Here is a 19,863-nt window from a genome sequence, read left to right on the forward strand (position 1 = left end):
CAGGCTGAACCTGCTGCCTCTGATTCTTGTTCTTCATTTTGTATATGACATGGTACTGGTTCAAAATATTGATAAGGTCCGAACTATAAATGATGGTATCCGTCATCTGTTATCCGTTATATATGTCATCTATACGTTGTTATACGTTATTTATCTTATATCCAAGTTGCTCCTGACACAGGTATTCCAGGTATAACCGAACCACATCACGAGTTGTTCCACCATGGGGAAAGACGTGGTGTGTCATATCTGGCAAGGCGTTCACTTCCAGAATGCCCCCTTGTTCTCTGGAGATTGGCGTGCGGATATCACGACAACGAACATCGACCCCTGCTACATCAATCTGAAGAGTTTTGGCCGCTTGAATGATCATTCGCGCATTATCGGGATGAATGATTTCGGTACAATCCTTGTAGAATTCACTGATTTTTCCGGCGGCTGAGTTACGGAGATCATATAACTCGATTTCTTTTCCGGCGGCAGGAACTTTATCCAGAGTTGTCCCTTGTGCACGCAATACCTCCAGCAGTCGTTCCGTTTCTGCATTAACCTCGGGAAACGCTTCATACTCGCCAATGGGTGTCATCTCGATTCGTTCCTGATTCAACTGCTCAATTAACGCCCGAACGGTTGAAGTTCCGTCTCCCTCGACATACACAGGCCGATACTCATTCACAGCCGCCACTTCACCGTTAATGATCAGCACTCTGTAATCGATCCCGGTCACATATTGCTGTAACATAATGCTGCTGCCGTGGACACTCGCAAGTTGAATGGCTGCCTCCAGTTCATCTGGGGTACGCACATCCAGCGTCACACCCATGCTGCTGCTCGCATCCAGCGGTTTCACTACAATAGAGCCGTATCTATTCAGAAAAGCTACTGCTTCGCTTCCCATTCCTAGGATCACGATAAATGATGGTACAGGCATTCCCTGTTCATGCAGCAACATATTACATGCCTGCTTGTTCTTCGCGAGCAGTCCAGCGATTAACGGCAGACGATGAGATCTAGTTTTGTTAATGATGATCTCTTGGTCCCCTACAGACAGCTTCAGAAAATCTTCGCATCCCTTAAGAAGTGGCTCACAGGTGATACCCATTTCTCTCGCTTTGCTTATAATGAGTCGGTTTTGCAGATTATGAATCCCTTTCGGAAACACTGAAAATCCTCCTCGATCGAATGAAAGTACTCGCTCCTATATAAGTTGAATTAAAGATTATTTACGCTGACACTACAATGACAGAACAACCTTCCAATCGCTGTTATCCCCAGATTTTTTGATTCCCTTTTCTCAAGGGAAAAATCCGGGGATAAAGGCGAACGCTTCGCTTTTTCAGGTTTTTTCTGTCCTCTACGTTGCATGTAAATGATTAATTCAACTTATATTGCTCATACGTTCATCAGTTTTTATTTTAATTATATGCTGATACCGATATTGATAATGATTATCAATATCATATAAAGTCTATTTTATGGCAATTCGAGCTATATTGTCAATAATAAACTTTTAAGGAAAAATAAGATTGAATTTAGTGTAGGTTTGAGTCGATGCAGGTATGTTTTTATCGAATAATAGGCACAACAAACCGGGCAAGCCTGGGACATGGTTTTACCAACGGCTTGCCTAATTTGTCATTTGTATGATCATACAATGGAGTTGATTTGGAGTTTTGAATAACTATTGAACGAATCAAAAACGGACTTTTTGATCCTCAAGCCAGCTGGGTGTAACGCTGTTTTCCATTCAACTGCCTTCCCCTTCCATGTGGAATACAGGTTGGTGTGCCGAACAGTGGATCGACCGCAATCTCACACTCCATCTGGAAAACCTTCCGGACCATCTCCTGTGTAACGATATCCTCCGGTTTACCTTCTGCGTAGATGGACCTGTTGTGAACGGCCACAATGTGATGCGCATACCGACATGCCAGATTCAGATCATGAAGTACCATAACAATCGTGCGTCCTTCTCGTTCATTCAGCTCAAACAACAGATCGAGGATATCAATCTGATGTGTCATATCCAGATAGGTTGTAGGTTCATCCAATAGTAGCGTTTCGGTACCCTGCGCAAGTGTCATCGCAATCCAGGCACGCTGACGCTGTCCACCGGATAAGGCATCCACAGGCCGATCGGCGAGTTCTGTCAGATGTGTGGACTCCAGTGCCAGCTTGACCATACGCTCATCCTCTCGGGACCATTGCTTCAGCCACGTTTGATGTGGATAACGTCCTTGCTTAACCAGTTGATTCACCGTCAAGCCTTCCGGAGCGGTCGGGCCCTGTGGCAGGATGGACATGCGTCTTGAAATTTCCTTGGTTGGCAGCTTTGCAATCTCTTCGCCATCCAGCAGCACCGAACCGGAGCTGGATTTCAGCAACCGGGCCATCGTACGCAGCAGCGTAGATTTGCCACAGCCGTTGCTGCCAATCAGGACGGTAATCTGTCCTTTGGGAATGGTCAGGTTCAAATTTTCAATAATGGGATCTGCTCCATAGGAGATCGTAAGCTCCTTGGCTTCCAGAATACTCACAGCCCTCTCCTCCTCAAAACTGATTTCGATTCTTGAACAACAAATATAAGAAAAATGGTGCACCTACACCTGCAGTGAATACCCCTGCGGGAACGTCAAGCGGTAGAAAGGCCGTACGGGCTATGAGATCTGCGGCAAATACAAGCAGAGCACCAACCAGTCCAGACACGATCAGCATACTGCCAAACATCCTACCAACGAGCTTCCGGGCAATATGTGGAGCGATCAGGCCAACAAAACCAATGGTTCCGGCAACCGCCACGGCGATTCCTGCCAGCAGTACACTGCATAACAGCAATGCAGAACGATGCCACTGTACCGTTACACCCAGCCCTGTCGCTAGATCATCTCCAAACTCCTGTGCATTCAGGCTACGGGCGAACCAGATCGCCAGAGGAACAACAATAATGATAACCGGAAGAATGGTTCGGACATCGGTCCACGATGCTCCATATATACTTCCTGTCAGCCAGATATAGGCTTGACCTGCCGTGTAGAATGGACTCAGGATCAGCATAAAGGTTGTTCCAGCTCCCGTAATGGCTGACACTCCAATCCCGATCAGCACCAGACGGATCGGACTGACTCCTTTTTTCCAAGCAAGCACGTAGATGATCAATGCCGTCACAATTGCGCCAGCGATGGCGAACAATGGCAACAACTTGATGCTCACCGTTCCACCCAGCAATGTAACAAAACCTACAGCTGCAACGGCCGCACCGCCAGTAATACCGATGACATCCGGTGAGGCCAGCGGGTTACGGATAATACCTTGCAAGAGCGCACCTGACATGCCGAGGGCTGCTCCTACGAGCAGAGATAATAACACCCGTGGCAGTCTTAAGGTCAGCACGACGAAGTCATGCTCCCCTTCATTCAGACCAAATATCGTTCGAAGCACATCCAGCGGAGAAATAAAGTCACTGCCTACACTGGTACCAACCACTCCTGCCATCAGGAACAAGAGGATACATACACTGATGACAACCAATGATTTTCGTTCCATTTGCACCGAAACGGTGTCTTTTTTGTTGCGGAAAGTCAACATCTTCCTCATATCTTCGTCACCCCCTTGCGGGCAATATAGACGAAGAAGGGTCCGCCAATCAGTGCAGTCATGACACCAAGTGGAACTTCCTGCGGCATGATCACCAGCCGTGCAACCACATCCGCGGACAGCAGCAGAATTGCTCCCCCTACAATAGAGTAAGGAACGAGCCAGCGGTAATCATTGCCCACCAGTGCACGCATGATATGCGGGACAACCAGACCAACAAGACCGATTGAGCCGGCTACGGCAACTGAACCACCCGCCAGCAACACAGTAACAATTCCCATGAGTACTTTGACCAGTAGTACATTCTGTCCCATGCCTTTGGCGATATCGTCACCCGTCAAGAGTAGATTGATGGCTCTGCCCATGAACAGAGAGACAATAGCTGCACCTGTCATGTACGGCAACACAGGATATAACATATCCAACGTCCGACCACTTACTGAACCGGCAAGCCAGAACAGTACATCCTGCAATCCGGTACCATCCAGCACCAGAATGGCCTGTGTGAACGAGGCAAACAATGCTGAGATGGCCGTCCCCGCCAGTACAATTTTGATCGGTGTCAGGCCATCACGACCGAGGGAACCCAGCGCATATACAATCGCCGCGGCAACCGCAGCTCCGGCAAAGCCAAACCACATCATGGTGGTGAGCGAGGATACGGACAATACAACGATGGCAATGACAATAAAAAAGATCGCACCTGCATTGATTCCAAACACACTCGGTGATGCAAGCGGATTACGTGTTAATGCCTGCATCAGTCCACCCGCCACGGCCAAACTTGCACCAACGACAGCAGCAATAACCGTGCGTGGCAACCGTTCCGTCAACAGAACCACATGTTCTACCGAGCTCTCATCATAGAATTGCAGCGCCTCCCATGCCATCTGAAACGTGATATGCGTGCGTCCCAGAATCATGCTGGCTAGGCAAACAAGTAGAAGTAATATGAATAAACCAGCCAGTCCATAGACTTTGGCACTTGCCTTCGTAAAAAGGGGAAACATATTCTCACTCTTTCATCTGTAAAATGATAAAAGACCTGCCTGCCCATACACTTCGTTAACGAATGTCCTGGTGCATGGCAGGTCCTGCTCCTGTTAGTTAGTTCAGGTTGAACTGCTTATATAGATCGTCCAGCATCATGTTGGCCGATGTGTATCCACCTGCCATGTTCCAGGCCACTTCATCGACCTGAACCAGTTGGTTGTTCTTGACTGCATCAAGATTTTTCCACAGTGGACTGCTGGTCCAATCATCATAATTTTTCTGAATGGCATCTGTTTCTGTGCCTGAGTTAAAGTTAAAGATCATGTCTGCATTCATGTCCGGAATGTTCTCTTTGGAAGTCAATTCAACTCCCCATGTGTCTGCGTCATGTCCGGCAGGTCTGGTGAACCCAAGTTCATTCAGAATCTTACCTGCGTATCCCATGTAGAAAATACGAACCTGATCGGCTCTAAAGTTCGTGATGGTTGCTTCAATTGGCAGACGATCGCCCATTTTCTCTTTGAAATCTGCTACACGGCCATCCCAATCAGACAACAGTTTATCCGATTGCTCAACCATATTCATCGCTTCCCCAACAGTTTTCACCGTTTCTTTCCAGTCAAACAGGGTCTCCGTCACTACCGTTGGTGCGATCTGGGACAATTGCTCATAGATCTCTTCATGTCTGATCTTCGTAGCAATAATCAAGTCGGGTTTCAACTTGTTGATCTCTTCCAGATTGGGCTGCGATTCCTGCCCTACTTGTGGAACTCCGTCCAGATCTGCTCTCAGATATTCATAGACTGGCTGCTGAACCCATGATTCAACCACACCTGTCGGTTTCACGCCCAGTGCAACGACAACATCATTAGCACCTTGGAACAGTGTAACAATCTTTTGCGGAGTTCCCTTGATTGTGGTTTCGCCCATAGCATGTTTGATCACTCGGGTCTGATCTTCAGTTGCACTTGCAGTTGTATCACTTTCATTATTGCTCTCATTGCTGCTTGCAGCTTGGCTGGACGTATTCGTTGTCTCGGCACTTCCACCCGAAGCACAACCAGCAAGTAGTGAAATCATCAGAATAAGTGCTGCATAAATGTATAGCTTTTTCTTTACTTTATACATGAAATCCGTCTCCCCTTTTTTATCTAAATGATATTGAATCTCATTATCAATTGTATTGTAATGGAGATGAAATCATTATACAAGCATTTTATTTGGAAAAACTTCTCACTCCCTGTCGAACTCTATAACTTCATAAAACAACATCAAATAAAGATATATTAACTAAACCAATACAATATATATCGATACAATACACCTCCACATAAACCATATATGTAATTTTTTTCTTACCTGCTAAATATGCAAATCTCTCTTCTTACTTTTAGCTTCATCTAATACATGTCCTTTATGCTGGTGGATCATTATTCATTCATATGCATTCAACCAAGATATTTACTGTAAAACAATTCCTGTAATTTCTTGTCGTACTATGTTAGATTATCCATTGGAATAAAATCACATCTATAGATAGGGGATACTAACACGTGAAGAAATCATGGGTACTATCAATCATTATGAGTTTTGTTTTGCTCGGAGGGGTATTCGCACCTGCAGGGTCCTATGCCTCTGCTGCGGATGACTCAACCACTACATATTCGGAAGACGAATACTATGAAGAAGTTGACACGTCAGAACAAGAACCGATCCCTACAGTCGAAGAAGAAGATTTCCTGAGCTACCTTGATCAGTTGGATAAGGCATCGGTATATGAGGAGAAAGCCTTCAATGCTTTGGGAGGTGGATTCTACATTACATCGTCCAATCGCAAGTCCGTTTTCCTGAAACTGACCAACACAGCGATTCCTAACTACACCAAATATGTTTCCAAGCTGAAGCTGATTAAACCGCAAAATACAGAATTGCAAAAAATCCATGCCAACCTGATTAAAGGTAGCTATACACAGCTGGAAGGATTCCAACTCGCTAAAAAAGCGGTCTCCAAAACAACGGTAAACAGCGCTGTCCTGAAACAGGCCAATGCCAAAATTGATTCCGGCAAGAAAAATATCGAGAAGTTTCACAAAGAATTCTCTGCATATGCCAATAAACTTGGATTTGATTTATAAAAAACAATTGTAGAGATGCGTCCTACATTTCGAATAAAACAATTTGAAATTTAAGGAAAAAAAGTGTTTTCTTTTGCTGCGTTAGTTCGTATAATAACACTATAATCAAAAGGCTATGCTGCCGAAAGGTACAACCTCGTGAACAATTGAGGTTGTGCCTTTTTTGCGTTTAATGGCCACTTTTATTGAATTTCATCATCTGACGAGGAGTGATTCACATGATTCTTGAAGCCATTTACCATCGCCCCAAACTCAATTGGTCCTATGCGTATGACCGCTCGACCATGCACCTGCGACTTCGGTCCAAACGTGGAGACCTGGATGCGGTGATTGCGATTACCGGAGACAAATATGCTTGGGATCGGACGATCACACACATTCCCATGCACATCTTTGCCCGGGATGAAATGTTCGATTATTGGGAAGCCGAGACTTCACCTCCCTATCGCAGATTACGGTATGGTTTCCAACTGATTCAGGGAGAGGAATCGGTCTGGATGACAGAGCGCGGATTCGAGCAGGCGCTGCCTGACCATCCACTTGAATTCTTTGATTTTCCATTTATGAATCCGGTCGACATTTTTGAGCCGCCTGCCTGGGTTAAGGACGCTGTGTTTTATCAGATTTTCCCTGAACGTTATGCCAATGGTGATCCCTCCATCAGTCCCAACAATGCTGAACCCTGGGGAGGGGAACCTACACCGGTGAACTTCTTCGGTGGGGATCTCCAAGGTGTGCTTGATCATCTGGATCATATAAGCCAGCTTGGCATCAATGCCATCTACTTCTGTCCGCTGTTTGAGGCCACGACGAATCACAAATACAATACAGGCGATTATATGAAAGTTGATCCTCACTTTGGAACCAATGAACAGTTCAAAGCGTTTGTGGATGCCTGTCATCAGCGCGGCATACGCGTTGTTCTGGATGCGGTATTCAATCATTCCGGCAGAGAGTTTCCTCCTTTTGTCGATGTCATGAAGAATGGAGCCGCTTCCCCCTACGCAGACTGGTTCTATATCAAAGACTGGCCGCCACGTGTGGAGGATGGTATACCAACTTATGACACCTTTGCCTTTGAACCGCTTATGCCAAAGCTGAATACGGAACACCCTGAAGTGAAGGCATATTTGCTGGAGGTAGGACGTTTCTGGATTGAGGAGATGGACATTGACGGATGGCGGCTCGATGTGGCAAATGAGGTGGATCATCAGTTCTGGCGCGAATTCCGTCAGACGGTAAAAGCCATCAAGCCTGACGCCTATTTGCTTGGTGAGATCTGGCATGATTCGCTCATGTGGCTTCAGGGAGACCAGTTCGATGCCGTGATGAATTATCCGTTTACCAACTCGGTATTGGACTATACGGTGCACGGCAAGCTCGACGGCCTAGCATTTGCCAATGAGATCGGTAAACTGCTCGCAGCCTATTCACAGCCTGTAACAGAAGCGGCCTTCAATCTGCTTGGAAGTCATGATACACCCAGACTGCTGACTTTATGTGATGGAGACGAGCGCAAGATGAAACTTGCCGTTACGTTGTTGCTTGCGTATCCAGGTGTGCCATGTATCTATTATGGAGACGAAGTGGGACTTGATGGAGGATATGATCCGGGTTGCCGCAAGTGTATGGAGTGGGATGAGACCAAGCAGAATCGCGAGCTTCTGGAATTCTTCACCCGTACGATTGCCCTTCGCAAACAGCACCCTGCCCTGCGCAGCACAGAACTGAAGATCGTATATGCAAAAGCCGGAGACCCTTGTCTTGCCATCGAACGATTGGATTCGCATACGGGTGAGCGTATGCTTCTTGTTCTTAATGCGGGTGATGAGCCGTGTACCCTTGAACTTCCTTTGGCAGATCGTAACGTCTGGCGAAATCTGTTTACATCAAACACCGTGGAAGCTCGGCAAAATAAACTGACCCTTGATCTGGAAGCATACGGATTCTCCCTGATGCAACTTGAGGTGAAACAACCAGCTGAGGCTTGAGGTAAATACAGCTAACAAGGAAAATAACTTCAAAGAGGCTGTCCTCCAGGTCATATTGACGACCCGGGAACAGCCTCTTCTGTATCTTGTACGTCTTGTGCATCTTATACTTCATACCCTAACGAACCCAGCACACGTTATTTGCTTTATTATACGCGGGCTAAATGTCTAACGAATCAGAGAGATCTTATTTCGTCCAATAGGTCTATTTTCGAGACCAGAATCCGTATTTTTGAAGCAATAACGTTACTGAGATTCGTTAGGTTTTACTTTTCTTGATTATCCACTCAATACGATGTTTGAGGTTCGTTAGCGATACCGATTCAAGCAAGGTGAAACTCTTCGAGGCAGCACCTTTTCTGTTCCCTTTTGTGTTTCCAGATAGGTTAAAGTTCACTACTCTACTCTCCCGCCTGATACTCATTGATGGCAGCGACCTATTTCCCAGCCGAGGCGAAGGGTGCCGAAGTCATCGGTTTTCGTATTTTTTTCATTCTTGAACTTACGAGCGCTCCCTGTGTAATTACGATTTTCTGCGGAATCTTGTATGAAGGCAGCTTGTCCTGACAATATTCCCAGATGGATCGCCGCAGATCGGTGAGAGTACATTCTGTAGCCAGCCGGATAGTCACCTTCACCCTCTGACCCGTGATACCACTCTGTTCTCCCGAAACTACGGCTGCTTCAATACATTCCATCTCTTCCAGAACACCCTCGACCTCGGCAGGATACACTTTCCGTCCTCCTACATTAATGATCTCGGAACGACGTCCCAGAATACGAATGTACCCCTGCTCCAGCACGGCTTCATCCCCTGTACGCAGCCACCCGTCCTCTGTAAAAGGTGATGGTGCATTCAGATATCCGATCATCGCTGTTGCTGTATGAATCTGCAATTCTCCTTCCACCACCCGATAATTGACCTCTTCATCTTGAATGGAGAACAGCAGAGAACCTGGCTCTTTGGAGCGGGTTGGAAGAATACCAAGTTCAGACATGCCATAGGCTTGTATCGTCCGGATCTGTGGAAATCTCCGGTTCCAGGCTGCCAGTACGGATTCAGGCATCACTTCCGATCCGTATGACACAACTTCGAGACTCGACAGATCATACCCCTCATCATTTCTGCCCAGCAGCAACAGATTCATGAATGTTGGAGAGACCGGAAGAGCCTGCACACGAAACTTCTCAATCGTTCGGCACACTTCTTCGGGAGATCGATCCGCAATGATACAAAGACAGCCCCCACTGGACAGGGATTGCAGCATTGTATTCACACCGCCGATATGATCAAACATCATAAATGGAATCGTTCGCAAGGGCCGAACCTGCCGCCGAAAACGATGTAACAGCCGATCTGCACGATGCACAGTCGCTTTACTCACTCCGGTTGATCCGGATGAAAAGAGTACTAGGCCCCCTACGCCCTCCTGTGCCAGCGAGGATAACAACACGGGAACCTCTCCAGATAATTCACATGTTTGCCGAATGCACAACTTGCCTTCTTCAACGCCCAAACGCCATTTCACCTGTGCCAGTTCGATGTATTCCTGTCGTTTGGCTTCGACCAGGTACCGATCCATGGGAAGCACGATACACCCTTGTCCGAGCAAAGCAACCAATGCTGCCGCCGCATATGGGGAATAGTCTTCCTCCAGCGTTACAAGTTGCCCAGTCAGCCCTTCTGCTGTAATCCACTCACTCATGATGTCAACCTGTTCCAGCAGCCAACTGTAGCTGTACTCCCGATCCTTCCAGATCAGTGCAGGTTGCTGTCCCTGTTCCGCGAATCGTTCAAGCAAGAATTGGTTCAACATCTTGCATCCTCCTCACCGGCAGGCGCCCATTGCTGTGCGAGATAATCAACAAGTGAACCCACGGTCTGATACGGGCTTTCCGGCATAGAAGCAGCAGCCATCTCCGCCAGTGCGGCTCCCATCCCCGTCCCCCATCGATCTTCGATTCCCTGCTCTACCACTGCAAGCAAGGACACGAGTTCCAGCGAATCCAGTTGCCCATTTCGTCCATATAGCGGAGCGTTACCACCCTCACCAAGCGGAATCGATGTATTATGGTATGCATTTAACTCCCGGCAACTATCCAGCACGATACGAAGCAAAGCCTCCCTGTGTCGTTGTCCAATCCTTGGCACGGTCTGACGTTGAAAGCAATCTGCCCGAGGTATGGACTGTCGAAGTGATTCATACCAGTGCCATTCATCCGTGACCAACATTTTAATGACACCTGTTAGCTGTACTTTCCAGTGCTCACGGTTCTTCATCCGGCTTACCTGCAACATATTGTATGCCTTCTCCCACCGTGCAATGATGTCGCTGAATTCTCTTGCATATTGATCAAGTGGAGAACCGAGCCATAAGGCAGACTCCTGAAGAAGATCTCGAAGAAAATACCGACTCCATCGCATATCAAACAGCAGGCCAGATATCAACATTTCATTGGCTTGATCCTCATCATTCGCCCCATGCAATGCATCTAAGAGCCGCAGAGACACCGCATGTCCAAAATGAAAATTCCGCTCTCCTTGTGTAATCGTCCGGCCTGTCAGAAACTCTTCAATCTGCGTTGTTAACGCCTGGATCAACATCTCTCGGTACCCGGCAGAGTCAAGCTTTACAGTCGCCCGAATGTCCATGGTTCCATACGTTCGGAGTTCTTCTTTGCGCTTGGCCTGAGCAAGCTCGGGTATGCTCTGGTTCCCTTTCCAGAAATCATGAAAGGCTGCTTGAGTAACCTTTCCCTTATACTTGGAGGGCACGGGATCGTAGACGTGAACATGCTCATCTTCCAAGCCATATACGGCAATCCAATGATCTACCAGATGCAGTCGGGAGCCTTGCTTCACGTGTTTGCGAATGTACTCGGGATTCTGATAATCCTCACAGTAAGGCAGATGATAACTGGTTCCTGTAGCCAAAAAAAGCCCACCTTCGCTGATATGCTGCCTGATCTCCGCCTTGCCTTCCTCGAAGCTGTCCAGCTGCCGCTGACCATACATCTCCCAGATCGGCTCTACATAATCCAGTTTGTGAAAATAAGGCTTCACCAGTCCGTTATCCCCGCACGAAGGAAGGCTGTACAACCGACTTGCCGCCAGCAGTGCAAGACTTGTGATGGATCCTTGTCGATGGAGCACTTCATGAATCAGAGGAAAATTGCAGGGATAATAATAGGGAATGTCCAGCACTGGAGCGAATGAAGGAATGATCATTTTGGGCCTCCTGTTCCCGTTTTGGCTGACGTACTGCCCCAGGATTGGATTAGGTAATGCACAGACATATCATCTGTCGCTCGAAATACCCGATTGGCAATAGGCTTGCCATCCACATCGGTCTCGAAACGACGGAAACCGCGAGTAAATCGGAAGGAGAACCCACTATCACGCGGGACTTGGTAACAACCCTGATATCGACCTTTACCGGAACGGACAAGCTTCATGCCCATCCCACCATATATCGTTTCCTCCGGCTCTTCCTCTGAGGTTACCTCCGCATGAATGCAGACCTCCACATGAGTGGACAATTCAGGAACAACCGTGTAGATGCGTGTAGTAGACAGTTCCCCCAAAGTTAGCGTGATGGATGCACTCCCAATACCAACAGGCACCAGCTCTCCACTCGAACGAACCTGGATGACACCCGGGTCACTTGAAGTATAATTGCCATGCAGCAGACTCTGAACCAATCCGCTCTCGTAGTGTATTTGCGCATTGATACACACGGTCATTCCACCCTGTAGTCCGATGGCATCCCTTCCAAGCAGTTTGAGCGAAGAGGGCTTACCCACGTGGCCGAACATGTATAGTAACGGGAGATGAACGCGTGCTCCCCAGTCACCTTCCTGATGACAGGCATCCTGCTGTTCCAGAAATGCCAATTCCTCATCCGATCCTACTCCGCGTTCAAGTAATTGATGAGCTACCCTTCTGACCTGAGAAGGTAGAAACAGACCTTCTGTATCTCCAATATCCATCCACATTCGAACGTCGGGTACCTCTTCTGGCAAGCGATACATTTTTTCTTCCAACAGTCCACTTTCCGATGTTTCGTCCAGCTGCACATCCACATAGAATGGCGACATCATGATCAGTTTTCCGAAAACATCCGGATTTCGCATCCCCATATGCAATGTACAAAGCGCTGCGGCAGATGAACCCAACAGCCCGGTATTTGACTTGTCCGGCAGCGTCCGATAACGATGATCAATGATCGGCTTGAGTTCATGAATGATGAAATGCTCATAGGCGATGCCTGAGCAACCCACACTCACGGCCTCTCTCTCCGGAGCGATGAAGTGATAGAATTCGTTGTGTGTGACTGGACGGACATGCGTAATGCCGACAATAATCAGGGATTCAATCTGCCCGGAGGAAATAAGACCGTCTGCTGCCTGGTCCATATTCCATGTTTCATTGCCTGGCCCAGATGGACCAAAAGCCCGTTGTCCTGCATGAACGTACAGCACAGGATAATGCCGATCTGCCTGCTCATGGTAACCGGGCGGAAGATACACATGGATATTGCGGATATTGCCGAGCCGCGACGCATGAACACCTTCCAAACATTCGATAACAGAATGGCTACTCAACTGATCATCAACCGCCTTTCTTCTCCCGATTCGACTGCATAATACAAACAAATAACCCCGCCTCAGAAGAGACGGGGTTGTCCCAGAACACACGTAAGTGTCCCGGGATACATAGCCCTTATATTGTGAATCTGCGAATAGTTTAAATCCCCGGATGTGCTTTTGTAAACATAAAAATAGAAAATAAATGCTCCCAAAAAAGTTATTGACATAAGATCCAATATTTCTTACGATAACGTTGTGATCATAACTCGAGGGCCATGCTTTTAAACCAGAGCGGTTTAGGACAACCCCGGTAACTCCCGAAGGAGATGCCGGGGTTGTTGGCGTGTCAAAAGGAGGGAAGTCTTCAATCCACTGCGTAATACTCCGCTGTATTGAAAGCGCTATTATTCAAGAGCCAGGTTGGTTGTTTATCTAAACTACTACATTCACGAGAAGGGTGGATTACTATGTTTCAAATGGCCAAACGCGTACTCCTCAGCACAACACTGACACTCAGTTTACTTGCAGGGGGCGCACTTCCCTATCTGCCTGCTTCCGCGATCTATGCCGATGCGGATACCGCAGTTACCAACAAGCAGAACTTCAGTACAGACGTCATCTATCAGATCTTTACGGACCGCTTCCTGGACGGCAATCCTTCCAACAATCCCACCGGAGCTGCCTACGATGCCACATGTAGCAACCTGAAGCTGTATTGTGGCGGCGACTGGCAGGGTTTGATCAACAAAATCAACGATAACTATTTTAGCGATCTCGGCGTTACGGCACTTTGGATCTCCCAGCCGGTCGAAAACATCTTTGCCACGATCAACTACGGCGGCGTGATCAACACGGCGTATCATGGCTATTGGGCACGGGATTTCAAGAAGACCAATCCGTATTTCGGAACAATGGCCGACTTTCAAAATCTAATTTCCACCGCTCATGCCAAAGGTATCAAGATCGTCATTGACTTTGCACCGAACCATACGTCTCCTGCCATGGAAACCGATACGTCCTTTGCTGAGAATGGCAAGTTGTACGATAACGGTAATCTTGTTGGCGGATACACGAATGATACAAATGGATATTTCCATCACAACGGCGGCTCCGATTTTTCCTCCCTGGAGAATGGTATCTACAAAAACCTCTATGACCTCGCTGACCTGAACCACAATAACAGCACCATTGATCAATATTTCAAAGACGCGATCAAGCTATGGCTCGACATGGGCGTGGATGGCATTCGCGTTGATGCGGTGAAACATATGCCTCTCGGCTGGCAAAAGAGTTGGATGTCCTCCATCTATGCACATAAACCTGTATTCACCTTTGGTGAATGGTTCCTGGGATCTGCTGCACCCGATGCGGATAACACGGAATTTGCCAATGAATCCGGAATGAGCCTGCTTGATTTCCGCTTTAACTCTGCCGTACGTAACGTCTTCCGGGATAACACATCCAACATGTATGCCCTCGATTCGATGATCACAGGTACAGCAGCAGATTACAATCAGGTGAATGATCAAGTTACGTTCATCGACAACCATGATATGGATCGGTTCAAAACAAGTGCCGTGAACAATCGTCGTCTGGAACAGGCGCTTGCCTTCACGCTGACTTCACGCGGCGTACCTGCCATCTATTATGGTACCGAGCAATATCTGACTGGAAACGGAGACCCTGATAATCGGGCCAAAATGCCTTCTTTCTCCAAAACAACAACGGCTTTTAACGTAATCAGCAAGCTGGCCCCTCTGCGCAAATCCAATCCGGCAATTGCCTATGGCTCCACGCAGCAGCGCTGGATCAATAATGATGTGTATATCTATGAACGCAAATTCGGTAAAAGTGTAGCCGTTGTTGCGGTGAACCGTAATCTCTCCACACCAGCAAGCATTGCAAATCTAAGCACTTCACTGCCAACAGGCAACTACACCGATGTACTGGGCGGCACACTGAACGGTAATAACATCACTTCCACCAATGGTACCGTCTCTTCATTCACCCTGGCAGCCGGAGCAACCGCGGTCTGGCAGTATACAACAAGCGAAACAACACCAACGATCGGACATGTAGGTCCGGTGATGGGCAAACCGGGTAATGTCGTTACCATTAGCGGACGTGGATTTGGCTCCACCAAAGGTACCGTATACTTCGGTACAACTGCCGTTACCGGTGCTGCGATCACATCTTGGGAAGATACGCAGATCAAAGTTACCATTCCAGCTGTTGCCGCAGGCAATTATGCTGTGAAAGTAGCTGCGAACGGCGTTAACAGCAATGCGTATAACAACTTTACCATCCTTACGGGTGATCAGGTCACTGTACGATTTGTCATTAATAATGCGTCCACCACACTGGGTCAGAACATCTATCTGACAGGTAACGTGGCAGAACTGGGCAACTGGAGTACGGGTACAACAGCTATTGGACCTGCATTCAATCAAGTTATCCACGCCTACCCAACTTGGTACTATGATGTGAGCGTGCCAGCCGGGAAACAACTGGAGTTCAAATTCTTCAAGAAAAATGGTGCAACCATTACGTGGGAAGGTGGTTCCAACCACACGTTCACCACACCAACCAGCGGTACAGCGACTGTCAATGTAAACTGGCAATAAAATATTCAGTCCACAAGCTAACCCGGAGTTACGCTAACGCAGCGTTTGCTCCGGGTTTTGCTGTACCTAGCGAGGTTACTTTGATTGCTTCTATCCTCTCTCTGTTGAATGTATACATGTGGGTTCAACTCATTTCATTTTGATGTATCATAACATGTCATTGGTAGGTTCGGATCGACTTCAATGTTGTAGCGGCTAGAATACCTGTCGCCAGCAACAATATGCCCACGCCTTGCAGCACAGAAGCTGCCCCCCACTGATCAGCCAATACAGAGATAACCGTCAATCCCATAATAGGCGCTGTACTGGTGATTGTTCCAACCACACCATAGACTCTTCCTTGCAGCTCGTCCGGAACGGCTGTCCTCAGCATAATCTGAGTGAGCATTGTACAGCAGGCAAACATCGCACCTCCGCCCACGATTAACGGCAACGCCATGATTGGCGAGGTTACATTCGCCAAAAGAATGTAGAGTGGTCCTAATACAATCAGACCGATAAATACCCAGCTCCCTCTTCGCTTCAATCGTTTCCCCGAAGCAATCAGAAGCGCAGAACCAATCATATATCCGAGTGGAATACAGGTCTCAATTAATCCAAACTGCACCGGATTAGCCTCCCACACCTTGACCGCCATCACTTGAACCAGCATCATCGCCGACATGAAAAATAAGATCAACACCGGATTGAGCAATACAATGGATCGGATCAAAGGATTCCGATAGATGTAGCCAAACGAACTGCGCCACTCCTGAGCAAACGTGGTCTGCTGACTATCGGATCGCTGTACCTCTGGAAAGCGGCCCGCCATCAGCACACAGACTGCGGACAACAGAAAGGTTGCCCCTGTAATTAATATGGCGACGAATCCGCCAAAAGCAGCAACAGCCACTCCCGCCGCCGCTAGTCCGCTGATTCGGGCAAGGTTATCCACCATATGAATGGTTCCGGTCGCTTGTTGAATATGCTCTCTTCCAACCATACTTGCTACAGAGGCGTGGAATGCAGGGGCCTGAAACAGACTTGAAAACATAGAGAGCGAGAGTAATAAGAGCACCACCGGGAACGGTGCATACCAACCGAATAAGCTAATCGCAATCAGTATAGCCATTACACCGCGAAATACATCCGAGGCCAGCATCAGCTTCCTGCGATCCAATCGGTCTGCAACCGTACCCGCCACCGATCCAAACAAAAAGCTGACAGCCATATTGCAGATCTGTACGGCCGCCATGCTCTTTGCACTGCCTGTGGTCTGTAACACCCACAGGCTAATCGCAATCCCATTGAAGCAATCCCCGAAGACCGAGATGCCGTAGCCGTATAATATCCTGCGAAAGGTAACATTACGCCAAAGTGTTGGCGGAGCCTTGGCACTCTGCAATGCAGCTTGTCCATCTTGGTACCCCGTAATCTCAGGCTCACTGGACGGGTTCATGCCCATACATCACGTTCCTCCCTAATCATGATTCGAGCCCATACAGAATCAGGCACTTCCGCAGCTCTGTCAGTCGACAAAGACATGACATTACGGAAGTGCCTGAGTTAAGTGAGTGTTACGCTAGCGAGGCTAATCATGCGGTCGTTAGCTTAGCTGATGATATTGTCCCTAGTCCTATAATGTTTCTTCCTGGAGTCTGCGTTTACCCTTTCGAAGCTCCTGCCGTCAGCCCTTGAACAAGGAATCGTTGCAGGAAAACAAACAGCAGGGTAATTGGGATAGCAATCAGTACCGCCCCCGCAGCAAACATCGTAAAGTTACTGTCCTGATACCGGTTGACCAGATCCCACATACCCACCGCAAGCGTCCAGTTCTCTTTCGTCCGCAGCACCAGCCGGGCGAAGATAAAGTCCATCCACGCACCCGTGAAGCTGGTTAAAGCCACATAAGTCAGCATCGGCTTGGATAACGGCAGGATGATGCTGGTGAATACCCGCAGGTGACTCGCACCATCCATACGCGCCGCTTCGTCCAGGCTGCGCGGGATGGTGTCAAAAAAACCTTTGACGATAAATCCGCCCAGTACCGCTCCTGATGAATAGACCAGAATGAGCGCAGCGTGGGTGTCGAGCAATTTAATTTGCAGCAAGATGATATAGATTGCAATCATGCTCATGAAGCTTGGGAACATGCCAAGGATCAGCATGGTGGAGAGAATGGTTTTACGTCCACGGAAGCGGAAGCGGGACAAGGCATACATCCCAAGCGTCACCATCAATGTGGAGAAGATCATCGTGAAAAAGGCAATTTTCAGCGTATTCATATACCATCTGCCGTACATAAAGGACGGGTTATTGAACAGCTCCCCGTAATGGGTCAGCGTGAAAGCTTCCGGCCACAACCGTTCACTGAACAATGCCGCACCAGGTCTCAGGGAAGAGAGAAAGATCCAGAGTACCGGGTAGATGGAGACAACGGCGATGACCAGCAACAGTACATAACTCAGGGCCAAACGCAGCGGATTATTACGTGTCTTCATTGAATCATGTCCTCCTCCTTGAATGATTTGGAGCGGCGGAAGTTCCAGATAGAGAATGAAGCGATAATGAGGAAGATGATAATACCTACCGCTGAAGCCATGTTGAATTTGTTATTGTCGAGTGTGAGCTTGTAGAGCCAGGTTACCAGCAGATCCGTTGCCCCTGCGTACTGGTAGTCTCCCCGCAATGGATTTCCGTTGGTCAGCAGGAAGATGACATTGAAGTTGTTGAAGTTTCCGGCAAATTGCATGATGAGTACCGGGGTCGTGGCAAAAAGAATGAACGGCATCGTAATAATCCGGAATTTCTGAAATGCGGATGCTCCGTCCACTTCAGCAGCCTCGTAGAGATCACGAGGGATGGCTGTCAATACACCCAGAATCAGCACCATACTGACTGGAATACCAATCCACATGTTGACAACAATGACGGTGACTTTGGCCCAGAATGGATCTGTAAGCCAGGGCAATCCCTCCAGCCCAAATGCTCTCATGTAGGTATTGATTGGACCAAATTGACCATTGAACAGATTACGCATGAGCAGCAAGGAAATAATCTGCGGGATGGCATAAGGCAGAATAAAAATCGTCCGCCACAGCTTCTTGAAGCGTATGCCCCGCTGTTCAATCAACAGTGCCACAAGTACGCCGCCAAAATAGGTGGTGACTGTCGCCAGGATGGCCCAGATGACCGTCCAAGTGAGCACGCCATAGAATGTCTGGCTCCAGGATTTGAGCTGAATCAGATCACTGAACGTCTTTAAACCCACCCAGTCCACGAGTTTGGCTGGCGGAATATGATCCGGGGCCGAATAGTTGGTAAATGCAATCGTGATCGTAAACAGAATGGGCATAACGGTGAAGAAAAGTATGCCTAGTGCCGGGATGGACAGAAACAGATACGGAAAGTTTTTGTCCATCATGTTCCGAAGCGAAGCCGCTGCGCCCAGGGTCTGCTTGCCTTCCTCCCTCGCGAGTCCCGTGACGTACGCATCCCGAATATTCAGGATGTAGATCAGAATAAACACAAAAAACACCAGCAGTACGATAATGCCATCAAGCAGCAAAAAGATGGAATGGTCTCCCCTTTGAAGTACGGTGGACCCATTCACTTTGACAAAACGCTGTGTATTTTCCCCCAGTGTCCATATGCCCCATACGGCTTGTGACAGGCGAGGAAGCAGGTACGCAAGCCCTGCTCCCTCCAGTAACAGTAGACAAATTCCCTTAATCCACTGTCGATTGTACAGCTGTCCAAGACCTTGCAGTATGATGGAACATATGGCCGCTGTCATCCGGTGCTGCCTTTCCCTGTTCGGTCCAACGGGCACCGGGACATGCTGCTGTTGCATTCGCTCTCTCCTCCCCGCCTATTGCTAACCTGCATACATTGAACAAAATTGTACTTACACTGACCACTCCGATGACAGAATAGCTTCCGATCGCTGATAAAGGC

At 48.0% G+C, this 19,863-nt stretch carries 14 protein-coding genes; 3 read left to right on the plus strand and 11 right to left on the minus strand.

Annotated elements, in window-relative coordinates; genetic code table 11:
- Window positions 1-139: 139 nt before the first annotated feature.
- The 5 genes from NSQ38_RS00050 to NSQ38_RS00070 all read right to left on the minus strand — a co-directional run bounded on the left by NSQ38_RS00050 (window position 140) and on the right by NSQ38_RS00070 (window position 5,715).
- Window positions 140-1,162, minus strand: coding sequence for a hypothetical protein (locus NSQ38_RS00050; protein ID WP_339785990.1), 1,023 nt, complete (start codon window positions 1,160-1,162; stop codon window positions 140-142).
- A gap of 553 nt (window positions 1,163-1,715) precedes the next feature.
- Entirely contained in the window at window positions 1,716-2,537 is an 822-nt protein-coding gene (locus tag NSQ38_RS00055) for an ABC transporter ATP-binding protein (RefSeq protein ID WP_339785993.1), read from the minus strand.
- 13 nt (window positions 2,538-2,550) lie between these two features.
- Complete coding sequence (locus tag NSQ38_RS00060; protein ID WP_339785996.1) at window positions 2,551-3,594, minus strand: iron ABC transporter permease; 1,044 nt, start codon at window positions 3,592-3,594, stop codon at window positions 2,551-2,553.
- Entirely contained in the window at window positions 3,591-4,604 is a 1,014-nt protein-coding gene (locus NSQ38_RS00065; protein ID WP_339785998.1) for an iron ABC transporter permease, read from the minus strand. Before NSQ38_RS00065 ends, NSQ38_RS00060 begins: the two co-directional genes overlap by 4 nt.
- Before the next feature lie 97 nt (window positions 4,605-4,701).
- Entirely contained in the window at window positions 4,702-5,715 is a 1,014-nt protein-coding gene (locus tag NSQ38_RS00070) for an iron-siderophore ABC transporter substrate-binding protein (RefSeq protein WP_339786001.1), read from the minus strand.
- A 425-nt stretch (window positions 5,716-6,140) separates the two neighbouring features.
- On the opposite strand from NSQ38_RS00070, the gene NSQ38_RS00075 reads away from it, so the two are divergent.
- Window positions 6,141-6,722, plus strand: a complete 582-nt coding sequence (locus NSQ38_RS00075) for a hypothetical protein (protein ID WP_289391255.1) — start codon at window positions 6,141-6,143, stop codon at window positions 6,720-6,722.
- Between the two features lie 218 nt (window positions 6,723-6,940).
- On the plus strand, window positions 6,941-8,713 hold the full coding sequence (locus NSQ38_RS00080; protein ID WP_339786003.1) for an alpha-glycosidase: 1,773 nt from the start codon (window positions 6,941-6,943) through the stop codon (window positions 8,711-8,713).
- A 437-nt stretch (window positions 8,714-9,150) separates the two neighbouring features.
- Here NSQ38_RS00080 and NSQ38_RS00085 read toward each other — a convergent pair whose 3' ends face one another.
- The 3 genes from NSQ38_RS00085 to NSQ38_RS00095 are packed head-to-tail and all read right to left on the minus strand — an operon-like array spanning window position 9,151 to window position 13,318.
- Window positions 9,151-10,530, minus strand: coding sequence for a fatty acid--CoA ligase family protein (locus NSQ38_RS00085; protein WP_339786005.1), 1,380 nt, complete (start codon window positions 10,528-10,530; stop codon window positions 9,151-9,153).
- Entirely contained in the window at window positions 10,524-11,942 is a 1,419-nt protein-coding gene (locus tag NSQ38_RS00090; RefSeq protein ID WP_339786008.1) for a hypothetical protein, read from the minus strand. Before NSQ38_RS00090 ends, NSQ38_RS00085 begins: the two co-directional genes overlap by 7 nt.
- Entirely contained in the window at window positions 11,939-13,318 is a 1,380-nt protein-coding gene (locus tag NSQ38_RS00095; protein WP_339786011.1) for an alpha/beta hydrolase-fold protein, read from the minus strand. Before NSQ38_RS00095 ends, NSQ38_RS00090 begins: the two co-directional genes overlap by 4 nt.
- 452 nt (window positions 13,319-13,770) lie before the next feature.
- On the opposite strand from NSQ38_RS00095, the gene NSQ38_RS00100 reads away from it, so the two are divergent.
- Window positions 13,771-15,927, plus strand: a complete 2,157-nt coding sequence (locus NSQ38_RS00100) for an alpha-amylase family glycosyl hydrolase (RefSeq protein WP_339786014.1) — start codon at window positions 13,771-13,773, stop codon at window positions 15,925-15,927.
- 157 nt (window positions 15,928-16,084) lie between these two features.
- Here the strand turns inward: NSQ38_RS00100 and NSQ38_RS00105 are convergent, their stop codons facing one another.
- The 3 genes from NSQ38_RS00105 to NSQ38_RS00115 form a co-directional block, all read right to left on the minus strand.
- Window positions 16,085-17,371: an MFS transporter gene (locus tag NSQ38_RS00105; protein ID WP_339786017.1), complete on the minus strand. Its 1,287-nt coding sequence runs from the start codon at window positions 17,369-17,371 to the stop codon at window positions 16,085-16,087.
- Window positions 17,372-17,570: 199 nt separating this feature from the next.
- Entirely contained in the window at window positions 17,571-18,407 is an 837-nt protein-coding gene (locus NSQ38_RS00110; protein WP_339786019.1) for a sugar ABC transporter permease, read from the minus strand.
- Window positions 18,404-19,759, minus strand: a complete 1,356-nt coding sequence (locus NSQ38_RS00115; protein ID WP_339786021.1) for an ABC transporter permease subunit — start codon at window positions 19,757-19,759, stop codon at window positions 18,404-18,406. The genes NSQ38_RS00110 and NSQ38_RS00115 overlap by 4 nt, the downstream gene beginning before the upstream one ends.
- Window positions 19,760-19,863: the final 104 nt, after the last annotated feature.

It is taken from the genome of Paenibacillus sp. FSL R7-0313 (assembly GCF_037969885.1).
Taxonomy (GTDB): domain Bacteria; phylum Bacillota; class Bacilli; order Paenibacillales; family Paenibacillaceae; genus Paenibacillus.

Coding starts and splice junctions, on each gene's coding strand:
- NSQ38_RS00060 (WP_339785996.1), bottom strand. CDS start 3,594: ATGAGGAAGATGTTGACTTTCCGCAACAAAAAAGACACCGTTTCGGTG.
- NSQ38_RS00065 (WP_339785998.1), bottom strand. CDS start 4,604: ATGTTTCCCCTTTTTACGAAGGCAAGTGCCAAAGTCTATGGACTGGCT.
- NSQ38_RS00070 (WP_339786001.1), bottom strand. CDS start 5,715: ATGTATAAAGTAAAGAAAAAGCTATACATTTATGCAGCACTTATTCTG.
- NSQ38_RS00080 (WP_339786003.1), top strand. CDS start 6,941: ATGATTCTTGAAGCCATTTACCATCGCCCCAAACTCAATTGGTCCTAT.
- NSQ38_RS00085 (WP_339786005.1), bottom strand. CDS start 10,530: ATGTTGAACCAATTCTTGCTTGAACGATTCGCGGAACAGGGACAGCAA.
- NSQ38_RS00090 (WP_339786008.1), bottom strand. CDS start 11,942: ATGATCATTCCTTCATTCGCTCCAGTGCTGGACATTCCCTATTATTAT.
- NSQ38_RS00100 (WP_339786014.1), top strand. CDS start 13,771: ATGTTTCAAATGGCCAAACGCGTACTCCTCAGCACAACACTGACACTC.
- NSQ38_RS00105 (WP_339786017.1), bottom strand. CDS start 17,371: ATGGGCATGAACCCGTCCAGTGAGCCTGAGATTACGGGGTACCAAGAT.
- NSQ38_RS00110 (WP_339786019.1), bottom strand. CDS start 18,407: ATGAAGACACGTAATAATCCGCTGCGTTTGGCCCTGAGTTATGTACTG.
- NSQ38_RS00115 (WP_339786021.1), bottom strand. CDS start 19,759: ATGCAACAGCAGCATGTCCCGGTGCCCGTTGGACCGAACAGGGAAAGG.